The 19696-nt window shown below is 70.6% G+C and carries 21 protein-coding genes; 8 read left to right on the plus strand and 13 right to left on the minus strand.

Translation table 11 applies throughout. From position 1 onward, the window contains the following. Positions 1-225: 225 nt before the first annotated feature. Entirely contained in the window at positions 226-711 is a 486-nt protein-coding gene (locus ABD733_RS12235) for a Dps family protein (protein ID WP_344796582.1), read from the plus strand. A gap of 108 nt (positions 712-819) precedes the next feature. On the opposite strand, the gene ABD733_RS12240 is transcribed toward ABD733_RS12235, so the two are convergent. From ABD733_RS12240 to ABD733_RS12260, 5 genes are all read right to left on the minus strand, one after another. Next, positions 820-2280: an amidohydrolase gene (locus tag ABD733_RS12240; RefSeq protein ID WP_344796584.1), complete on the minus strand. Its 1461-nt coding sequence runs from the start codon at positions 2278-2280 to the stop codon at positions 820-822. Beyond that, on the minus strand, positions 2277-2891 hold the full coding sequence (locus tag ABD733_RS12245) for an FMN-binding negative transcriptional regulator (protein WP_344796586.1): 615 nt from the start codon (positions 2889-2891) through the stop codon (positions 2277-2279). Before ABD733_RS12245 ends, ABD733_RS12240 begins: the two co-directional genes overlap by 4 nt. Before the next feature lie 4 nt (positions 2892-2895). Further along, complete coding sequence (locus ABD733_RS12250; protein ID WP_344796588.1) at positions 2896-3963, minus strand: Fpg/Nei family DNA glycosylase; 1068 nt, start codon at positions 3961-3963, stop codon at positions 2896-2898. Continuing rightward, positions 3963-4448, minus strand: a complete 486-nt coding sequence (locus ABD733_RS12255; RefSeq protein WP_344796590.1) for a ribose-5-phosphate isomerase — start codon at positions 4446-4448, stop codon at positions 3963-3965. The genes ABD733_RS12250 and ABD733_RS12255 overlap by 1 nt, the downstream gene beginning before the upstream one ends. A 78-nt stretch (positions 4449-4526) precedes the next feature. Beyond that, complete coding sequence (locus ABD733_RS12260; protein ID WP_344796592.1) at positions 4527-5147, minus strand: mycothiol-dependent nitroreductase Rv2466c family protein; 621 nt, start codon at positions 5145-5147, stop codon at positions 4527-4529. 54 nt (positions 5148-5201) lie between these two features. On the opposite strand from ABD733_RS12260, the gene ABD733_RS12265 reads away from it, so the two are divergent. The 5 genes from ABD733_RS12265 (at position 5202) to ABD733_RS12285 (ending at position 11676) form a co-directional block, all read left to right on the plus strand. After that, positions 5202-6683: a purine-cytosine permease family protein gene (locus ABD733_RS12265; protein ID WP_344796594.1), complete on the plus strand. Its 1482-nt coding sequence runs from the start codon at positions 5202-5204 to the stop codon at positions 6681-6683. Next, a complete protein-coding gene (locus tag ABD733_RS12270) occupies positions 6680-7240 on the plus strand; it encodes a cysteine hydrolase family protein (protein ID WP_344796596.1) in 561 nt (186 codons plus the stop codon). The genes ABD733_RS12265 and ABD733_RS12270 overlap by 4 nt, the downstream gene beginning before the upstream one ends. Positions 7241-7333: 93 nt before the next feature. After that, a complete protein-coding gene (gene pepN / locus ABD733_RS12275) occupies positions 7334-9901 on the plus strand; it encodes an aminopeptidase N (protein ID WP_344796598.1) in 2568 nt (855 codons plus the stop codon). A gap of 177 nt (positions 9902-10078) precedes the next feature. Then, complete coding sequence (locus ABD733_RS12280; RefSeq protein ID WP_344796600.1) at positions 10079-11194, plus strand: mechanosensitive ion channel family protein; 1116 nt, start codon at positions 10079-10081, stop codon at positions 11192-11194. Continuing rightward, positions 11191-11676: a globin gene (locus ABD733_RS12285; protein ID WP_344796602.1), complete on the plus strand. Its 486-nt coding sequence runs from the start codon at positions 11191-11193 to the stop codon at positions 11674-11676. The genes ABD733_RS12280 and ABD733_RS12285 overlap by 4 nt, the downstream gene beginning before the upstream one ends. A 10-nt stretch (positions 11677-11686) precedes the next feature. On the opposite strand, the gene ABD733_RS12290 is transcribed toward ABD733_RS12285, so the two are convergent. Next, complete coding sequence (locus ABD733_RS12290; RefSeq protein WP_344796604.1) at positions 11687-12544, minus strand: NAD-dependent epimerase/dehydratase family protein; 858 nt, start codon at positions 12542-12544, stop codon at positions 11687-11689. Between the two features lie 82 nt (positions 12545-12626). Beyond that, positions 12627-13304: a DUF8185 domain-containing protein gene (locus ABD733_RS12295; RefSeq protein WP_344796606.1), complete on the minus strand. Its 678-nt coding sequence runs from the start codon at positions 13302-13304 to the stop codon at positions 12627-12629. Positions 13305-13325: 21 nt separating this feature from the next. On the opposite strand from ABD733_RS12295, the gene ABD733_RS12300 reads away from it, so the two are divergent. After that, entirely contained in the window at positions 13326-14225 is a 900-nt protein-coding gene (locus tag ABD733_RS12300; protein ID WP_344796608.1) for an acyl-CoA thioesterase, read from the plus strand. Between the two features lie 44 nt (positions 14226-14269). Here ABD733_RS12300 and ABD733_RS12305 read toward each other — a convergent pair whose 3' ends face one another. From ABD733_RS12305 to msrA, 6 genes are all read right to left on the minus strand, one after another. Then, positions 14270-14743 carry an acyl-CoA thioesterase gene (locus tag ABD733_RS12305; RefSeq protein WP_344796610.1) on the minus strand — a complete coding sequence of 158 codons (474 nt, stop codon included), beginning with the start codon at positions 14741-14743 and terminating at the stop codon, positions 14270-14272. Between the two features lie 2 nt (positions 14744-14745). After that, entirely contained in the window at positions 14746-16428 is a 1683-nt protein-coding gene (gene ettA, locus ABD733_RS12310) for an energy-dependent translational throttle protein EttA (protein WP_344796612.1), read from the minus strand. Between the two features lie 105 nt (positions 16429-16533). Next, positions 16534-17037: a DUF6993 domain-containing protein gene (locus tag ABD733_RS12315; RefSeq protein ID WP_344796614.1), complete on the minus strand. Its 504-nt coding sequence runs from the start codon at positions 17035-17037 to the stop codon at positions 16534-16536. A gap of 44 nt (positions 17038-17081) precedes the next feature. Continuing rightward, positions 17082-17669 carry a single-stranded DNA-binding protein gene (gene ssb / locus ABD733_RS12320; RefSeq protein ID WP_344796616.1) on the minus strand — a complete coding sequence of 196 codons (588 nt, stop codon included), beginning with the start codon at positions 17667-17669 and terminating at the stop codon, positions 17082-17084. 91 nt (positions 17670-17760) lie between these two features. Beyond that, a complete protein-coding gene (locus ABD733_RS12325) occupies positions 17761-17973 on the minus strand; it encodes a methyltransferase (protein WP_344796618.1) in 213 nt (70 codons plus the stop codon). A gap of 46 nt (positions 17974-18019) precedes the next feature. Further along, complete coding sequence (gene msrA / locus ABD733_RS12330) at positions 18020-18547, minus strand: peptide-methionine (S)-S-oxide reductase MsrA (protein WP_344796620.1); 528 nt, start codon at positions 18545-18547, stop codon at positions 18020-18022. 55 nt (positions 18548-18602) lie between these two features. Here msrA and ABD733_RS12335 point away from each other — a divergent pair, with 55 nt between their 5' ends. After that, the gene (locus tag ABD733_RS12335) at positions 18603-19622 is read left to right on the plus strand and encodes an aldo/keto reductase (RefSeq protein ID WP_344796622.1); all 1020 of its coding nucleotides are present in this window, start codon (positions 18603-18605) and stop codon (positions 19620-19622) included. Positions 19623-19696 lie beyond the last annotated feature (74 nt).

Here is a 19696-nt window from a genome sequence, read left to right on the forward strand (position 1 = left end):
GCGTCCAGCCTGCCGGGAGCGGCCGCCGCGGCCCATGGTGCCACCGACCGGACCGCGCCGGGGGTTATCCCCACCCGGCCGGGTCCCGTGATCCTGCCGCACAGGAGCGAGGCCAGCCTCACCTCAGTGAGCCCAGCCTCAGCTTGCTTGCGGAATTATCCGAGACGTCTAGCGTTGGGTGCATCGAGTCGCCCACCAGGGCTTCGCAGAGGAAGGACCACCCGCATGTCCGAGACAGTCGCCATCACCCAGAGCTCCGTCGACCCCGACGTCGCAGCCGCCACCGCCCAGTTCCTCACCCCGATCGTGACCAACCTCACCGCCCTCGCCGTCAACGGCAAGCAGGCGCACTGGCACGTCCGCGGCATCAGCTTCATCGCCGTCCACGAGCTCCTCGACCAGGTGGTCGAGCACGCGCAGGGCTACGCCGACACCGCCGCGGAGCGCATCGTCGCCCTCGGCCTCCCCGTCGACGGCCGCCTCGAGACGGTCGCCGCCACCACGACGAACCCCGTCCTGAAGGCCGGCTTCCAGCAGATCGACGCGACCATCGCCGGCATCGTCGCCCAGATCGACTCGGCTCGCGCCTCCGTGCAGACCGCCATCGACGAGCTCGGCGAGATCGACGCCTCCAGCCAGGACGTCGCCATCGAGATCGCCCGCGGCCTCGACAAAGACCGCTGGTTCCTGACGGCGCACGTCAGCCAGTAGCACCCGCCCTCTCTGCCGCGAAGCCGCCGCCTCCTCCGGGAGCCGGCGGCTTCGTCGCGTCCGGGGCGGCCCGTGCGCCTCCCCCGTGCTCCTCCCCCATGACGCCCGTCAGAGGGCGCGGTGGGTGAAGCGGCCTCCGAGCAGCGTCGCCGCGACGGGCATCGAGCGGAGGTCGACGCCCGGCTCCAGCGGGTCGCGGTCGAGCACGACCAGGTCGGCGACGCTCCCGTGCAGGATCGCGGCCCTCCCGTCGGTCGAGGCCTCGAGGGCCACCGCCGCCGGCAGCCGCTGCTCGGGGTGCCACGGCTCGCGCCCGTCGCGCGACCTCGTGACCGCGGCAGCCATCGCGACCCACGGATCGAGGGGCGCCACCGGGGCGTCCGACCCGAGGCGCAGCCGCACGCCGGCCCGGGCGAGCGCCTCGAGCGGGAAGGCCCGGTCGGTGCGGCCCTCCCAGTAGACCTCGGCGACGTCGCGGTCGTCCATGGCGTGCTCGGGCTGGACGCTCGCGGTCACGCCGAGGCGGGCGAAGCGCTCGACGTCGCTCCGGCGGAGGAGCTGCGCGTGCTCGATCGATCCGGAGCAGCCGGCCTCCTCGAACGCGTCGAGGGCGATCGTGTTCGCGTGGTCGCCGATGGCGTGGACGGCCGGCGTCAGACCGGCGTCGCTCGCCCGGCGCAGGAGGGCGACGAGCTCTGCCGGCGTGAAGACGGAGACGCCGACGCCGACGCCGTCCGGGTAGGGGTCGTGGCAGTACGCGGTCCGGGTGTTCAGCGACCCGTCGGTGATGACCTTCGCCGGACCCATCGTCACCAGCCCGCGGCCCCCGGGGATGTCGTCGCCGCTGCGGAGGCCGCGGGCGATCACCTCGTCGAGATCGCGCGGGTACACGCCGGCCCGGACCCGGACGCTGTCGGCGCCCTTCTCGACGCGAGCGACCCAGGCCTCGAGGGAGAGGGTCATCTCGAGGTCGACGACGCCCACGACGCCGCGCTCGGCCGCCGCCCGCGTGGCATCGACGACCCACTCGTCGATCCTGCCGCTGTCGACCGACGTGATGATCGCGCTGGCGTCGAAGGCGTCCTGCTCCCGGAGGAGCCCGGTCGAGTGCTCGGGGGCGCCGACGAGCGCCAGGCCGGTCGTGTTCAGCCAGACGGCGTGGAGGTCGGAGCTCACCAGGGCGACGGGGATCGAGCCCGCCGCGTCGAGGAGCGCGGCCGTCGGCTCGTCGGGCCACAGGGCGTCGCGGAAGCCGTAGCCGACCAGCAGGTCGCGGTCTGCGGGACGGCCCTCGGCGACCCTGCGCCGGACCAGGTCGACGGCCTCGAGCGCGGATGCCGCCGCGGACACGTCGAGGCGCTGCCGGACGAGAGCCCACTGCTGCATGTGCGTGTGGGCGTCCCAGAGGCCCGGCGCCAGGAAGCGGCCGTCGAGGTCGACGACCTCGGCGCCGCCCGGAGCGATGCCGGAGACGATCGCCGAGACGAGCCCGTCTTCGAGCAGGACGTCGGTCGGCTCGCCGTCGCGACCGACCAGCCGGGCGTTCTGGAGCAGCACCGGGGATGTCATCGGTGCAGGCGCCGCATCACATCGGCGAGAGCGGGGCTCGCGTAGGCGCCGTCGCCGTCGAGGGCCTCGATGATGCGTGCGACGACCTCGGGCGCCTTGTTCTGGCTGAGCTTCGCGCGAGCGTCGAAGCTCGTCACGCGGAGCCGGATGCCGACGGTGCCCTTCGCCGCGCGGCGCGAGCCCTCCTCGTCGAGGTCGAGCGAGACGGGCTCCGGCATGCGCTTCTCGAAGTGGTCGACCAGCTCGCGGAGCACCCGGAAGTTCTCGTCGTCGGAGAGGATCTCGGGGGTGCCGTACAGGTGCGCAGTGACGTGGTTCCAGGTCGGGACGATCTGCTCGGCGGGGTACCAGTTCGGCGAGATGTAGCCGTGGGGGCCCTGGATGACGACCAGGATCTCGTGCGCGCCCAGCTCGTGCGCCTGCTCGTCGGGGCGCCCGACGTGGCTGACGATGCTGATGACGTCGTCGGGGGTGTCTTCGAGCACGACCGGGTAGTGCGACGCGACGAGCCCCTCGGACGTGTTCGACACGATCGTCGCCCACGGGTGCTCGGAGATCAGGCGCTTGACCTCGGCGACGTCTTCGAGCAGGAAGTGCGGTGTTCTGCGCATGCGGCTAAGCCTGGCAGACCGGGCACCAGTAGAGCTTCCGGCCCGCGGCCTCCTCCATGAGGATGTTCGTGCCGCAGACGCGGCACGGAAGGCCCTCGCGGTGGTACACCCAGTGCCGGTCGTCGCGGCTGCGGAGCGCCTGGGCGTAGGCCTTCTTCGACAGGCGGTCCATCGTCATCATCTGACCGAGCTCGACACCGCTCTTGAGCAGCTTCGTCCAGTCTCTCCAGAGGGCACGCACCGTCTCTTCGGGGACCTCGTTGCCCGGCGTGTGCGGGTTGAGACGGGCCCGGAAGAGCATCTCGGCCCGGTAGACGTTGCCGATGCCGCTGACGACCGACTGGTCCATCAGCAGGAGGCCGATCTTGGTCTTCGTCTTGTGGACGCGCTCGAAGAAGCGGTCGGAGCCCTTCTTCGGCGAGTCGACCAGCGGGTCGGGGCCGAGCTTCGCGATCACGGCATCGACCTCGGAGGCGTCGAGCACCTCGCACTTCGTCGGGCCGCGGAGGTCGGCGACGACGTCGGGGGCCAGCAGCCGCACGCGGACGGCGCCGACAGGATCGGGCGGGAACGCCTCGGTGTCGATGTCGTCCTCGCGCTTCTCGGACTCGGCCATGCGGAGCCGGGCCGCGCTGAGCGGCTTGCCGACGCGCATCATCCTGGCCTTGCGGGGCGCGCCGATGCTCTTCCAGGAGTCCTCGCCGGCCGAGTCGACAGGCCCGGAGTCGCCGTCCGCGCCACCGGCCTGGTCGTCGTCGGTGTCAGGATCGGTGCCCCGCTGGTTCGTCTGACCCATGCGGCCGTTCGCGCTCTTCGTCGTGGGATCGAGCGAGAAGTCGCCCGCGAAGTCCCACGAGCCGTAGAGGCCGAGGTGGACGTGGAGGTAGAGGCCGTTGTCGAACTCGACGAACATCTGCTTGCCGACGGCCTTGGCGCCGACGAGGACGGCGCCGTCGATCCGCTTCGCCCCCTCGGCGAAGCGGCCCTGCGGCGACGAGACCTCGACCCTCTGACCGAGGAAGCTGGCTTGGAACTGGTTGGCGATGCGGTGGACGGAATGACCCTCGGGCATCAGTCGACCGGGTGGCCCTGGATGCGGCCGGTGGTCTCGTACTCGGCGAGCTGGGCGATCCTGCGCTCGTGACGCTCCTCGAACGAGAAGGGTGTCTTGATGAACTCGTCGATGAGGGCGATCGCCTCGTCTTCGGAGTGCTGGCGCGCGCCGATCGCGACCACGTTGGCGTCGTTGTGCTGCCGGGCCAGCTGCGCGGTCGAGGTGTTCCAGGCGAGCGCCGCGCGGACGCCCTCGACCTTGTTCGCCGCGATCTGCTCGCCGTTGCCCGATCCGCCGAAGACGACGCCGAGGCTCTCGAGGCCCTCGCTCTGGTCGCGGACCACGGCACGCGCCGCGGCGATGCAGAACGACGGGTAGTCGTCGAGAGGCTCGTAGGTCTTCGGACCGTGGTCGGTCACGTCGTGACCCTGGTCGGAGAGGTGGCGGATGAGGGTCTGAGCGAATTCGAGGCCGGCGTGGTCGGTCGCAACGTGGATGCGCATAGCGCCAATCCTAGAGACGACCGCTGACACCCGGACGCCGCGCCCGGCAGCCGCCGGACCGCGCTCCCGGAGGCCGCGTCAGTCGAACTGCGGGCCGCGGGTGCGGCTGCGCTTGAGCTCGAAGAAGCCGTCGTAGGAGGCTGCTGCGACCACTCCGTCCCAGAGGGTCAGAGCCATCTCGCCCTTCGGCGCCGGCGAGATGACCGGGCCGAAGAAGGCGGTGCCGTTCACCGCGATGACGGGAGTGCCGACGTCCTGGCCCACGCGGCCGATGCCGTCGTCGTGGCTCGCGCGCATCTGGGCGTCGTACTCGTCGCTGTCGGCGTACGAGCGGAAGTCGTCGGGGAGGCCCACCTCGGCGAGCGCACCGGTGATCACGGCGTCCTGGTCGCCCTCGGCCTGCACGTGGATCCGGGTGCCGAGCGCGTCGTAGAGCGGCTTGACGATCTGCTGGCCGTGGAGCTCTCCGGCGGCCGTGACGAGGCGCGTGTAGCGGCGCAGCTTCGTGAAGGCCTCCTCGGAGAACCCGTCGTTGTGCTCGTTGAGGAGCGCGAGGCTCATCACGTGGAAGGTCACGTCGAGGTCGCGGTGCGAGGCGACCTCGTCCATCCAGCGGCTCGTCATCCATGCCCACGGGCACGACGGGTCGAACCAGAAATCGACGGCGGTGGACGTCTCGGAAGCTACTGTGTCGGTCATGGGTCGAGCCTAGGACCCGAGGCCTCACAGAACCCGGCAGAACGAGAAGAGCCCATGTCGATCAAAGAACCCACCGCCGCCCCCGACGCCGCTCCCCGCGGCGTGGAGGCGAACGGCGTCAACGTCATCGACGAGAGCGAGCGGAAGGGGTCGCCGAGGCAGCTCTTCTGGCCGTGGTTCGCGGCGAACGTGTCGGTGCTCGGCATCGGCTACGGCGCCTACCTGCTCTTCTTCGGGGTGTCGTTCTGGCAGGCCGTCGTCGTCGGAGTCCTCGGAATCGTCGTCTCCTTCCTCTTCTGCGGTCTCATCGCCCTCGCCGGCAAGCGGGGCAACGCACCCACGATGACGCTCGGTCGCGCGGCGTTCGGCGTGAACGGCAACAAGGTCCCGTCGGTCATCTCCTGGGTCCTCACGGTCGGATGGGAGACCGCCCTGACCTCGCTCGCGGTCCTCGCCACCGCGACGGTGTTCGAGAGGCTCGGCTTCGGAGGCGGCGTGGTCACGAAGGTCGTCGCGCTCCTCGTCGTCGCCGCCCTGGTCGTCTTCGGCGGGATCCTCGGCTTCGACTTCCTCATGCGCCTCCAGAAGTGGATCACGATCGCCGGCGGGGTCCTGACCGTCGTCTACATCGCCCTCACGGCCCACCGCATCGACTTCGGCGCCGTCTCGGCGCTGCCGCCGGCCGCTCTCCCCGCCGTCATCGGCGGCTTCGTCTTCATGATGACGGGGTTCGGCCTCGGCTGGGTCAACGCGGCCGCCGACTACTCGAGGTACCTCCCCCGCAGCGCCTCGAGCCGCGGCGTCGTCTGGTGGACCACCTTCGGGGCTGCCGTCGCCCCCGTCATCCTGCTGGTCTTCGGGCTCCTCCTGGCCGGCAGCTCGAAGAGCGTCTTCACGGCCATCGCCGCCGACCCGATCGGTGCGCTGGCGAAGCTCGTGCCGACCTGGTTCCTCATCCCGTTCGCGGTCGTCGCGATCCTGGGCCTGGTCGGAGGCTCGGTCATGAACATCTACTCGTCCGGCTTCTCGCTGCTGAACGCGGGCATCCGGATCCCCCGCTACGCCGCCGCCTCGGTGGACGGCGTCGTCATGATCGCGGGCACCGTCTACGTCGCCTTCTTCGCGACCGCCTTCGTCGTCCCGTTCCAGGGCTTCCTGATCACGCTCGGCGTCCCGATCGCTGCCTGGGCCGGCATCTTCCTCGCCGACCTCCAGCTCCGCAGGAAGGACTACGCGACGGCCGAGCTCTTCGACCGCAGGGGCCGCTACGGGAACGTCCAGTGGGTCACGATCGGACTGATCGCGCTCGGCACCGCCATCGGCTGGGGTCTCGTCACGAACACCTACGCCGACTGGCTCGGCTGGCAGGGCTACTTCTTCGGCGACGCGAAGAGCGCCTTCCGCACGACCTGGAGCGGCGCGAACCTCGGCGTCCTCGCGGCTCTCGCGATCGGCTACCTGGGCACGCTGCTGTTCATGGGCCCGGTGATCCGCCAGCAGGAGGGCGCGGTCTTCCTCGACCGCGACGTCGCGTGAGCCTCGCCTTCGACACCAGCCCCTGGCTGATGGTCGTCGACATGCAGCGCGTCTTCGGCGAGCCGGGCAGCGACTGGTTCACCCCGGGCTTCGCCGAGGCGAGCGCAGGATCCCTGCGCCTCCGCGAGGCGTTCGGCCCGCGCACCGCGCTCACCCGCTTCGCAGCCCCGGAGGAGCCCCGCGGAGCCTGGGTGCCCTACTACCGCGACTGGCCCTTCGCGCTCGTCCCGGAGTCCGACCCGCTCTACGAGCTCATGCCGGAGTTCCCGGTGCAGGATGCCCGGGTCGTCACCCGCACGACGTTCGGCAAGTGGGACTCGGGCACCGCGGAGGAGCTCGGCGACCCGCTCGACATCGTCCTCTGCGGCGTCTCCACCGACTGCTGCGTCCTGTCGACGGCCCTCGCCGCCGCCGACGCCGGAGTGCGGGTCCGCGTCGCCGCGGACGCCTGCGCCGGCCTCAGCGAGCTCGACCACCAGCGTGCCCTCGACGTGATGAGCCTCTACGCGCCGCTCATCGAGATCACCTCGGTGGACGAGATCCTGGACTCGCTCTGACGCCTGTGGAGAGCCCGGGCGGACCGGCGCGCCACCGCTAGGGTTGACGAGGGCCACGAGCCCCACCACATCAACGAAGGATGGAGACGTTCAGTGCCAGGAGAGAACCTCACCCGTGTCGAGGCGCAGGAGCGCAAGAGCATTCTCGACGTCCAGTCGTACGAGGTCGATCTCGACCTGACGCGGGGCGCCGAGGTCTTCGGCAGCACGACCACCGTGACCTTCACCGCGACCGAGGGCGCGTCGACCTTCATCGACGCCTTCACCCGCACGGTGCACTCCGTGACGCTCAACGGCGAGTCCCTCGACCCGGCCGCGGTGAGTGACGGCGTCCGCATCCAGCTCGACTCCCTGGCCGCCTCGAACGTCCTCACCGTCGTCGCCGACGCCGAGTACACCAACACCGGCGAGGGCCTCCACCGCTTCGTCGACCCGGTCGACGACGAGGTCTACCTCTACTCGCAGTTCGAGGTGCCCGACAGCCGCCGCGTCTTCGCCGTCTTCGAGCAGCCCGACCTCAAGGCGACGTTCCGCTTCACGATCACCGCTCCCGCCCGCTGGGAGGTCGTGTCGAACCAGATCACGCCGGAGCCCGTCGTCGACGGCGACGTCGCGACGTGGTCGTTCGAGCCCACCTCCGTCATGTCGAGCTACATCACGGCGATCGTCGCCGGCCCCTACGACGTCGTGCGCTCGTCGCTCACGTCGTCCGACGGCCGCGAGATCCCGCTCGGCATCTTCACGCGCAAGTCGCTCTCCGAGCACATGGACAGCGACTACATCTTCGAGAAGACCCGCCAGGGCTTCGCCTACTACGAGGAGAAGTTCGACTACCCGTACCCCTTCGAGAAGTACGACCAGCTCTTCGTCCCCGAGTTCAACGCCGGCGCGATGGAGAACGCGGGCGCGGTGACCTTCACCGAGACCTACGTGTTCCGCAGCAAGGTCACCGACGCCATCAAGGAGCGCCGGGTCGTCACGATCCTGCACGAGCTCGCCCACATGTGGTTCGGCGACCTCGTGACCATGAAGTGGTGGAACGACCTCTGGCTGAACGAGTCGTTCGCCGAGTGGGCGTCGACGATCTCGACCGCCGAGGCGACCGAGTGGACGGAGGCCTGGACCACGTTCCAGGCGATGGAGAAGAGCTGGGCGTACCGGCAAGATCAGCTCCCCTCGACCCACCCGGTCGTGGCGACCATCAACGACCTCGAGGACGTCCAGGTCAACTTCGACGGGATCACCTACGCCAAGGGCGGATCGGTGCTCAAGCAGCTCGTCGCCTGGGTCGGCATCGACGCGTTCTACGCCGGCGTCGCCGCGTACTTCAAGAAGCACCACCACTCGAACACCGAGCTCAGCGACCTCCTCACCGAGCTCGAGACGACCTCCGGCCGCGAGCTCACCAGCTGGTCGAAGCTCTGGCTCGAGACCGCTGGAGTCAACACGCTGCGCCCCGAAATCGAGACCGACGCGGACGGGATCATCACGTCGTTCGCCGTCGTGCAGACCGCGCCCGCCGACTACCCGACGATCCGCCCGCACCGCCTCGCCATCGGCCTCTACGAGCTCGAGGTCACCGACCTCGAGGGCGGCGACCCCGCCAGCGCCGAGCTCGTGCGCGTGCACCGCGTCGAGATCGACGTCGACGGCGAGCGCACCGAGGTCCCGGAGCTCGTCGGTCTGGCGAAGCCCGCCCTCGTGCTGACGAACGACGACGACCTCGCGTACGCCAAGGTCCGGCTCGACGACGACTCCCTGGCCACGGCCATCGAGCACCTCTCGAAGATCCAGAACCCGCTGGCCCGCGCGATCGTCTGGGGCTCGGTCTGGGACGCCACGCGCGACGCCGAGACCCCTGCCTCGAGCTACGTCGACCTGGTTCTGGCCAACATCGCCAGCGAGACCGAGTCGACGACGATCCGCACCACGCTCTCGCAGCTGACGCAGGCCGCCCGCAGCTACGTGGCGCCCGAGCGACGCGCGGCGACGATCGAGCGCGTCGGCGACGAGCTCTGGGCACTCGCCCAGGCGGCCGAGGCGGGGTCCGACGCCCAGTTCCAGTTCGTGAAGTTCTTCGCCAGCATCCCGTCGACCGACGCCCACGCCGAGATCCTGCAGGGTCTCTCCGACGGCAGCGAGAAGCTCGAGGGGCTCGAGATCGACACCGACCTCCGCTGGGAGCTCCTCGAGGGCCTCGTGCTCGTCGGCAAGGCCGGCGAGACCGAGATCGACCAGGCGCTCGCGGCCGACAACACCGCGAACGGCGCCCAGGCTGCCGCTCGTGCTCGCGCCGCCATCCCGACGACCGAGGCGAAGCTCGCCGCGTTCTCGTCGGTCGTCGACTCCGACGAGCTGCCGAACGCCATCGTCCGCGCGACGGCGATGGGCTTCCAGCACACGAACGACCCGGCGATCCTCGCCCCGGTCGTCGAGCGCTACTTCTCGTCGCTCGCCGGCATCTGGGAGTCGCGGAGCTACCACATCGCCGACACGCTCGTCTCGGGTCTGTACCCGGCCGGGCTCGCCGACGAGTCGCTCGCCGCGGCGGCGACCACGTGGCTCGAGGCCAACCCCGAGACTCCTGCGCTCCGCCGGATCGTCACGGAGAGCCTCGCCGGCACCGATCGCGCGCTGCGGGTCCAGGCGGCCGACGCCTGATCGTCGGCACTCGCTAGAACACGCGGCGGCGGCCGGGCTCACAGAGCCCGCCGCCGCCGCTTCGTCGGTCTCGCGCCCCACACCTCCGGTGCGCCAGCCCAGGTCTGATCGAGGCCACACGGTCTTCATGGCCGCGCCTTCAGAAAGCTCCACGTCGTCGCCCCTACCATGGTCGCGATGATTCTCTCCCTCCTCGCAGCAGCCACGCCCACCCCCACGACCGGAGCCGTCGCCGAGATCGCGAAGGGCGCCGACGCGTTCTGGAGCATGTGGGGGAAGCCGATCGGGGTGCTGGCCGTGATCGTCGGGGCGATCCTGCTCCGGGTCGTCATCCACTTCGTGATCCGCCGCGTGGTCGCTCAGATCGTGAACGGCGTCAAGAAGAAGCAGAACGTCGAGGACACCCAGGCGCTGAACTCGCCACTCCAGGCCGTGCGGGTCGTGCAGCGCACCCGGACCCTCGGCAGCGTCCTGAACAACGTGTCGTCGGTGATCATCATCGTGGTCGCGATCGCGGTGATCCTGAGCGTGCTGGACGTCAACACAGTGGGCATCGTGAGCGGTGCGAGCGTCATCGCGGCGGGCCTCGCGTTCGGCGCGCAGAACATCGTGAAAGACATCCTGAGCGGCATGTTCATCGTCCTCGAAGACCAGCTCGGCGTGGGCGACATCGTCGACGTGCAGCTCGCCACCGGAGTCGTCGAGAACGTCGGGATCCGGGTGACCCAGGTCCGCGACGTCAACGGCACCCTGTGGTTCGTCCGGAACGGCGAGATCCTGCGCGTCGGCAACATGTCGCAGGGCTGGGCTCGCGCCATCATCGACACCGCGGTGCCCTACGACACCGACATCGACGCCGTCGAGCAGACGATCCTGAAGGTCGCGGAGGGGCTTCAGCAGCAGCCGCGCTGGCGCACCCGGGTGCTCGAGAAGCCCGAGATCTGGGGCCTGCAGTCGATCTCCGACTCGGCGATGGTGATCCGTCTGGCGGTCCGCACGCGGTCGTCCGAGAAGGACAACGTGGCGCGGGAGCTGCGGGTCCGGCTGAAGAAGGCCCTCGACGAGACGGGCGTCACGCTCCCGTCGCTGAACAGCGTCGTGCTCCAGGGCTTCGACGAGGCCAACTCGATCAAGGGCGCCCGCCCGGTCGAGACGGCGCCCACGCCCGTGCCGAGGGGACGAGGCGCCAAGGGAGCTCAGCGCCCGAGGATCTCCGTTCCTCCGCCCGGGGCTCCCGGGCCGCAGGCCCCGCGAGGCACCACCCGCGACACCCCGGGGGACGACGAGGCATGACCGACGCGACCGAGGGCGATCCTGCTCCGACTCCTCCCACTCCCCTGGCCGCCCCGTCGATCCAGCCGATCACGGTGCGCCGGGGTCTCGGCGACGACGCCGCGCAGGGCAACTTCTGGCGCGAGGTCGGCGGCAGGCCGACCTTCGAGCGCCTGGTGCGCCGGTTCTACGAGGGCGTGCGGCACGACGACGTCCTCTGGCCGATGTATCCCGAGCACGACCTCGAGGGGGCGATCCAGCGGCTGACCGGGTTCCTCGAGCAGTACTGGGGCGGCCCGACCGACTACAGCGACGAGCGGGGCCACCCGCGTCTGCGGATGCGTCACCAGCCGTTCAAGGTCAATCCGGCCGCGCGCGACCACTGGCTCGCGCACATGCACGAGGCCGTCGACTCGCTGGAGCTCTCGCCCCTTCACGAGGCGACCCTCTGGGGCTACCTCGAGCGGGCCGCCCACGCGATGGTGAACACCTTCGACGAGTAGCCGGAGGGGCTCAGCCGACGTAGCTGCCCGACTCGAACTCCTCGACGAGCGAGGGCCGCGACGGCGACCAGCCGAGGGCCTCGCGCGCGTGGGCTCCGGTGGCCCGCTGGTCGAGCAGGAGGGCGTCGGCGAAGGCCTCGCCGAGTCGTCCGCGCGCCGAGTCGGTCGTCTCGGGGACGACCGGCCAGCTGCGTCCGCGCGCGGCGGCCTCGCCGAGCTCGAGGACCGTCGGGTTCTGGCCCGAGACCCCGAGGTAGTACTCGTCGGCTGCGGCCGCGTCGAGCGCGAGGACGTACAGCTCGGCGAGGTCGTCGACGTGGACGGTGGTCCAGTGCTGCGAGCCGTCGCCGACGAGCAGCACCTCTGCCCCGCCGAACAGCGTCGCCGGGATCCCCGAGCCGTTGCCGTAGACGATGGCGGGCGCGACGACCGTCGTGCGGACGCTGGACTCGCGGAGTCGACGCTCGATGTCGAGGCGCCAGGCGGTGATGGGGAGCGGCTGGAGGGGGCTCTCCTCGGTGAGGTCGTCGCCGTTCCCGAAGACCCAGACGCCGCCGGAGTGGACGTAGGGGGTGTCGGTGCCGTCGAGCGTGCGGATGACGAGGTCGGCGAGGGCCGAGTCGACCGCAGCGCTGGTGTCGTCGCCGGGCGATGCCGTGTGGATGACGCCGTCCGCGCCGACGAGCAGCGTCTCGAGGAGCTCGAGGTCGGTGATGTCGCCGACGACGGGCCGCGCGCCGAGCGCGGAGACCGCCGCGGCCTTCTCGTCGCTGCGGACGAGGGCGGTGACGTCGTGGCCGGTGGCGACGAGGCGTGTGAGGACGGCGGACCCGATGAGACCGGTGGCACCGGTGAGGAGAATCGACATGCTCCGGACGCTACCCGGGTGGTCTGACCGGCTGCTCAGCGGCCGGTGGCGAAGCCGGTCGCGAGACAGGCGGGCGGCGAGGCTAGAGCAGCCCGCGCCGCTTCACCAGGACGTGGCCTCGGCTCGTGCTGAGCCTGGTCCACGCTCCGGCCGTGAACACCCGAGCGGCCTCGTCGGGCGCCAGGAATCCGAGCGTGAGAGCCGCGAACGCCGCACCCGCCGGCACCTGATCGGCGCCCTCGACGGGGCGCGACCACACCTCGGAGCGGACGCGGTGGACGATCTGCTCGCCGGTCCCCTCGGGGATCACGCGCGCCACCTCGTCGATGCCGCTCTTCGCCGTCGCCTCGAGCTGAGCGGACTCGACCGAGGTCACGGTCGACCAGCCGCCACGGGGCGGGGAGATCGCAGCCCAGGATGCCGCGACGGTCGCCGGGGGCAGCGGCACCGCCACCGGGGAGGTCGGGTCGACGACCTCGTTCTGCAGCCGGGTCAGTCGCTCCTGCATCGCGCGGAGGGCGACGACGCGGTCGAAGGGCGCAGGATCGGCGTCTGCGGCCAGAGCGTACGTGCGGAGCCCGAGCACCGTGGGGCTCGAATCGAGGAGGCCGGCGGGAGCGAGGACACCGACGTAGGCTGCGAGGACCCCACCGCCGCCGATGAGGCGGGTCGCCCCGTCGTCGACGGCCGTGGCGCGGGCGAGGAAAGTGTGGAGGTCGTCGAGCGAGAGGGAGTCGGGAAGACGGAGTTCGGTAGTCATCGGCCCTCTAAACTACCGCTGATGAACCTCGACCCATCGCGCGCCGCCGCACCCGACGACCCCCTCGACGACCTCCTCCGGGCCCTCGAGCTCGTCCCCGGGGCGGAGGCCGACACGTTCTCCGGCCCCAGCCAGTGGATGCCGAACGGAAGGGTCTTCGGAGGCCAGGTCCTCGCCCAGTCGCTCGTCGCCGCCCAGCGGACCGTCCCGGCCGAGAAGGCCGTCCACTCGATGCACGCGTACTTCCTGCGCGCGGGCAGGGTCGAGCTCCCGGTCGACATCCGGGTCGACCGCAGTCACGACGGAAGGTCGTTCGCCTCCCGACGCACCGAGGCGCTGCAGGACGGCGTGCCGATCATGACGACGATGGCGTCGTTCCAGACGCACGACACGGGAATCGACCACCAGGCGGCGATGCCCGAGGGGCTCGCCGAGCCGGAGTCTCTGCCGACGATGGCCGAGGTGCTGGCCGGGATCGAGCATCCTGCGGCCCAGTTCTGGGCGCACGGGAGGCCGTTCGACATCCGACACGTCTCGTCGCCGGTGTTCCTCCGGGTCGAGGGCGAGCACGTCGCCCACCAGGCGCTCTGGATGAAGACCGTCGGCGCTCTGCCCGACGACCCGGGCGTGCACCGGGCAGCGCTCGCGTACGCCAGCGACCTCGGGATCCTCGAGCCGATCCTCCGGCGCCACGGTGTCGCCCTGTCGAGGCCCGGCATGAAGATCGCGAGCCTCGACCACGCCATGTGGTGGCACCGTGACGGGCGCGCCGACGAGTGGCTGCTGTACGCGATGGAGTCGCCGTCCGCGCAGGGCGGCCGTGGGCTCGCCACGGGGCGCTTCTTCGACCGCGGCGGACGCCTCCTCGCAAGCGTCGCCCAGGAGGGCATGACGCGCGTCCCGGGCGACGAGGGCGAGTAGCGGCGCCGGAGAGTCAGCGGCGGACCGTCAGCGGCGCCTGAGACTCAGCGCCGCCTGAAGGTCAGCGGCTCGTCGACGTAGGGCGCCCAGGCGGCGCGCTCCGACTCGGCGATTCGCCGCGGCCGCTGCGTCGTGGCGTCGACCAGCACCAGGGTCGACGCGGCCCTCGTGTGCAGCACGCGCGGCTCCACCCCCACCGGCGAGAAGACCTCGTAGAAGATCTCGAGGCTCGCGCCGCCCATGTGCCCGATCCAGAGCTGGATGTCGAGCGGGAGGCGCGTGTACGCGATCGGCGCCAGGTACTCGACCTCCTGCCGCGCGATCAGCGACCAGGTCTGGGTGTCGGGCCGGCTGTCGAGGATCGCGGTCGCCGACGAGTCGCCGGACTCCTCGCCCGCCGACCAGAACGCCTGGATGCGCGCCTCCTCGAGGAGGTGCAGCATCTCGGCGTTGTTCACGTGCCCGTAGGCGTCGAGATCGCCCCACCGGAGGACGGTGGGGACGTGGAGCCGCGCCACGCCTAGTCTCTCGTGAGCTTGCGGTAGGTGACCCGGCTGGGCTTCGCCGCATCGGCGCCCAGTCGCTCCACCTTGTTCTCCTCGTACGCCTCGAAGTTGCCCTCGAACCAGTACCAGTTGGCCGGGTTGTCGGGGGTGCCCTCGTAGGCCAGGATGTGGGTCGCGATCCGGTCGAGGAACCACCGGTCGTGAGTGATGACCACGGCGCAGCCGGGGAACTCGAGCAGAGCGTTCTCGAGGCTGCCGAGGGTCTCGACGTCGAGGTCGTTGGTGGGCTCGTCGAGGAGCAGCAGGTTGCCGCCCTGCTTGAGCGTCAGCGCCAGGTTGAGGCGGTTGCGCTCTCCACCGGAGAGCACGCCGGCCTTCTTCTGCTGGTCGGGGCCCTTGAAGCCGAACTGCGAGACGTAGGCCCGTGAGGGGATCTCGGTCTTGCCGACCTGGATGTAGTCGAGACCGTCGGAGACGACCTCCCAGAGGTTCTTGTTCGGGTCGATGCCGCCGCGGTTCTGGTCGACGTAGGAGATGTCGACCGTCTCGCCGACCTTCAGGTCGCCGCCGTCGAGGGGCTCGAGGCCCGTGATGGTCTTGAACAGCGTGGTCTTGCCGACGCCGTTCGGGCCGATTACGCCGACGATGCCGTTCCGCGGGAGGGTGAACGAGAGGCCGTCGATCAGCACGCGGCCGTCGAAGCCCTTCTCGAGGCCCTTCGCGTCGATGACCTGCTGGCCGAGGCGCGGGCCGACGGGGATCACGATCTCCTCGAAGTCGAGCTTCTTGGTGCGCTCGGCCTCGGTGACCATCTCCTCGTAGCGGGCGAGTCGCGCCTTCGACTTCGCCTGGCGGCCCTTGGTGTTGCTCCGCACCCAGTCGAGCTCCGACGAGAGGCGCTTGGCGAGCTTGGCGTCTTTCTTGCCCTGGATGTTGAGGCGCTCGCCCTTCTTCTCGAGGTAGGTCGAGTAGTTGCCCTCGTAGGGGTAGAGGCGGCCGCGGTCGACCTCGGCGATCCACTCGGCCACGTGGTCGAGGAAGTACCGGTCGTGGGTCACGGCGAGGACGGCGCCGTGGTACTGCTTCAGGTGCTGCTCGAGCCACAGCACGCTCTCGGCGTCGAGGTGGTTGGTGGGCTCGTCGAGGAGCAGCAGGTCGGGCTTCTGCAGGAGGAGCTTGCAGAGGGCGACGCGCCGCTTCTCACCACCGGAGAGGTTGGCGATCTGAGCGTCGGCGGGCGGGGTGCGGAGTGCGTCCATCGCCTGCTCGAGCTGGGAGTCGAGGTCCCAGGCGTCGGCGGCGTCGATCTCCTCCTGGAGACCGCCCATCTCTTCGAGCAGGGCGTCGAAGTCGGCGTCGGGCTCGGCCATGGCGGCGGAGATCTCGTTGAAGCGGTCGATCTTGCCCTTGATCGGGCCGACCCCCTCCTGGACGTTCTCGAGCACGGTCTTCGACTCGTCGAGCTCGGGCTCCTGCATGAGGATGCCGACCGAGTAGCCGGGCGAGAGCTTGGCCTCGCCGTTGGACGGCGTGTCGAGGCCCGCCATGATCTTGAGGATCGTCGATTTGCCCGCGCCGTTCGGCCCGACGACGCCGATCTTGGCTCCGGGGATGAACGACATGGTCACGTCGTCGAGGATCAGCTTGTCGCCGACCGTCTTTCGAGCACGGACCATCGAGTAAATGAATTCGGCCATGGTTCCAGTCTATTCGGGGGTTCGGAGGAGGAGGTGCGCCCTCGGCGAGCGGCCGAGCCGGTGCGGGCACGGCGTGCGACGGCGTCGCGCCGCGCCGCGACCGCGCTACCAGTCGATCGTGCGCGTGGCGCCGACGAGGCACTTGCCGGTGCCGAGCACCGGGGCGGAGGTGCTCGAGAACCCGGCCGAGCCGACCTGCCCGACGAGGCAGTCCTGCTTCTTCCAGAGCACCGAGAACTCGATCGAGTCGACGTTCCGGTCGAGCGTCGTCTCGTCGGGCGTCAGCTCCATCGCCTTCTTGTCGAAGCCCGCTGCGACCAGGGCGTCGACGACGTCGCGGCCGTGCGGCTGCGGGTCGCTCGCGAGACGCTTCTTGACCACGGCGGTGAACTCGGCGAGGGCGTCGGACGTCGAGGCGTCGGCGTCGAAGGAGGGGGCGGGAGCCGGAGACGCCGAGGTCGCTGCCGCGGGCGACGGGGCCACGGGAGACGCCGAGGACGCGACCGGCGACGGCGACGACCCCGTGCATCCTGCGAGCGCCACGGCGGCCGTCACGGCGACGAGGAGGACCCCCGCCGCGCGACCGGGACGGTGAGCTCGGAACGACACTCGACGAGTCTACGGTCCGCCGCCGCCGCCGCCCGGCAGGCCCGTCAGAACGGCGTCTCCTCCGAGCCGGTGTGCCACCCCGACGGAGCTCCGAGGCCGGGCGACGCCGCGCCGAACGACGCCCCGCCGACGCCGGCCCCGACCAGCTCCCGCCGGGGCTCGGGCTCGGTGCCGCCGGTCGCCTGCCCCGGGACCGGGCCGTCGGGAGCGGACGGCGGCGGCGACTGCTGGCCCGGGGTGGCCGGCCCGGGATCCTGCGCGCCCTGATCGACCCGAGGGCTGACCCGGGTGAACGAGGTCGTGCCGAACAGGAGGTCGGGGCCGAGGGAGTCGGCGTCGACCTCGACGTTGGTGCCGGAGCGGTCGCCGCTCTCCCAGGCGCGGACGCGGAGCCTGCCGGCCACGACGACGCGGTCGCCCTTGGAGAGCGAGGCCGCCGCATTGTCGGCCAGCTGCCGGAACGCGGTGACGGTGTACCAGTTGGTCTCGCCGTCGACCCACTCGTTCTTCGCGCGGTCGTACCGCCTCTGTGAGGAGGCGAGCCGGAAGCTCAGGATCGAGAGGCCCGAGGGCGTGTGCATGCTCTTGGGAGGCGTCGCGACGACTCCGACGAGGGTGATGTTGTCTGTCATGCCGCGAGTGTGTCGCGACCGACAGCGCCCCGAGAGCGCCTCTCGACGACCTGTGGAGGACGAGCGGCGGGGCCGACCTGGGGAGGAGCGGTCAGTGCTCGATGAAGTCGGGTCGGTCGACACCGGGCCCGAGCGCGGCGTGGAGGGCGCTCTTGGCGACGTCGAGGGTCGGGAAGTCGCCCCGGTACTCCGTCGCCGCGCCGACCCGGATCGAGAATCCGTCGCCGGTGCGGAGGATCGACCCCACGGTTCCGGACGGGCCGCTGGCGACCCAGGTCTTGGTGATGGTTGCGTCGTTGCTCATCGTCGAGCTCCTCTGTCGGTGGGTGGACCCGGTGGTCGACCGGGGGTCAGGAGGCGAGCACGTACTTTCCGTACGACTTGCGGATCTTGTTGACCTTGGGCAGCGCCACGGCCAGGCAGTAGCCCTGACCGGGGTTCTTGGCGAAGAAGTCCTGGTGGTACTCCTCGGCGTCGAACCACTCGCCCAGCGGCTCGATGGTCGTGACGATCGAGCCGTCCCAGTAGTCGGAGGCACGGTCGCGAGCAGCCTCGAACTCGGCCTCCTGCGCCTCGTCGACGAAGAACATGGCCGAGCGGTACTGCGTGCCGACGTCGGCGCCCTGCCGGTTCAGCTGGCGGGGGTCGTGGAGGGTGAAGAAGACGTCGAGGATGACGTGGGCCGGGATGACCGCAGGATCGAAGGTCACCTGCACGGCCTCCGCGTGCCCGGTCGTGCCGGTGCAGACCGCTTCGTAGCTCGGGTTCGAGACGGCGCCGCCGGTGTAGCCGGACACGACCTCGGAGACTCCCTGGAGGGTGCGGTAGACCGCGTCGAGGCACCAGAAGCATCCGCCCGCGAGCGTGAAAGTCGTCATGACGGCAACTGTACGCTCGGTGATCCTGCGTGAACGCTCACGCTACGCTGAATGCATGACCTCGCCCTTCACGCCGTACGTCGCGGACGCCGCGCGCTACGAGAAGCTGCCCTACGACCGGATCGGCCGCTCGGGCCTCCGCCTGCCGCGCATCTCGCTCGGTCTCTGGAACAACTTCGGGTCCGACCGCTCGCTCGAGACGCAGCGCGACATCCTGCTCCGCGCCTTCGACCGCGGCGTCACCCACTTCGACCTGGCGAACAACTACGGCCCGCCCTACGGCTCGGCCGAAGAGCAGTTCGGGCGCGTGTTCCACGCGAACCTCCGGCCCTACCGCGACGAGCTCCTCATCTCGTCGAAGGCCGGCTACGACATGTGGCCCGGCCCCTACGGCGACGGCGGCTCGCGGAAGTACCTCCTGTCGTCGCTCGACGCCTCGCTCGGCCGCCTCGGGCTCGACTACGTCGACATCTTCTACTCCCACCGTCCCGACCCCGAGACCCCGATCGAAGAGACCATGGGGGCTCTCGCGACGGCCGTCCGCCAGGGCAAGGCGCTCTACGCCGGCATCTCGAACTACGGTCCGGCCGAGACCGAGGCCGCCATCGAGGCGCTGAAGGCGGAGGGCGTCCCGCTCCTCATCCACCAGCCCCGCTACAACATGTTCGACCGGAAGCCCGAGCAGGGCCTCTTCGACACCCTGACGGCCAACGGCGTGGGCTCGATCGTGTTCTCCCCGCTCGCGGGCGGGCTCCTCACGGGCCGCTACCTCGACGGCACGGCGCCCGCCGGATCGCGCGCCGCCGAGGGCCGCTGGTTCACCGAGGAGGTGCTCTCCGACACCTACCTGTCGCGGGCGCACGCCCTGAACGACATCGCCTCCGCCCGGGGGCAGTCGCTCGCGCAGCTCGCCTTGCTCTGGGTGCTCCGCCAGGAGGCCGTGACCTCGGCGCTGATCGGCGCCTCGAGCGTCGCCCAGCTCGACGACAACCTCGACGCTCTCGACGGCGCTCCGCTCGGCGACGACGAGATCGCCGCGATCGAGCCGCACGCGGTCGACGGCACCATCCGCTAGTCCTGCGCCGCAGCGTCGCTCAGCCATGGGCGGCATCGCTCGCGACACGCAGAACGGCCCGAGACACCCCGCAC

The organism is Frondihabitans peucedani, from assembly GCF_039537585.1.
Taxonomy (GTDB): Bacteria; Actinomycetota; Actinomycetes; order Actinomycetales; family Microbacteriaceae; genus Frondihabitans; species Frondihabitans peucedani.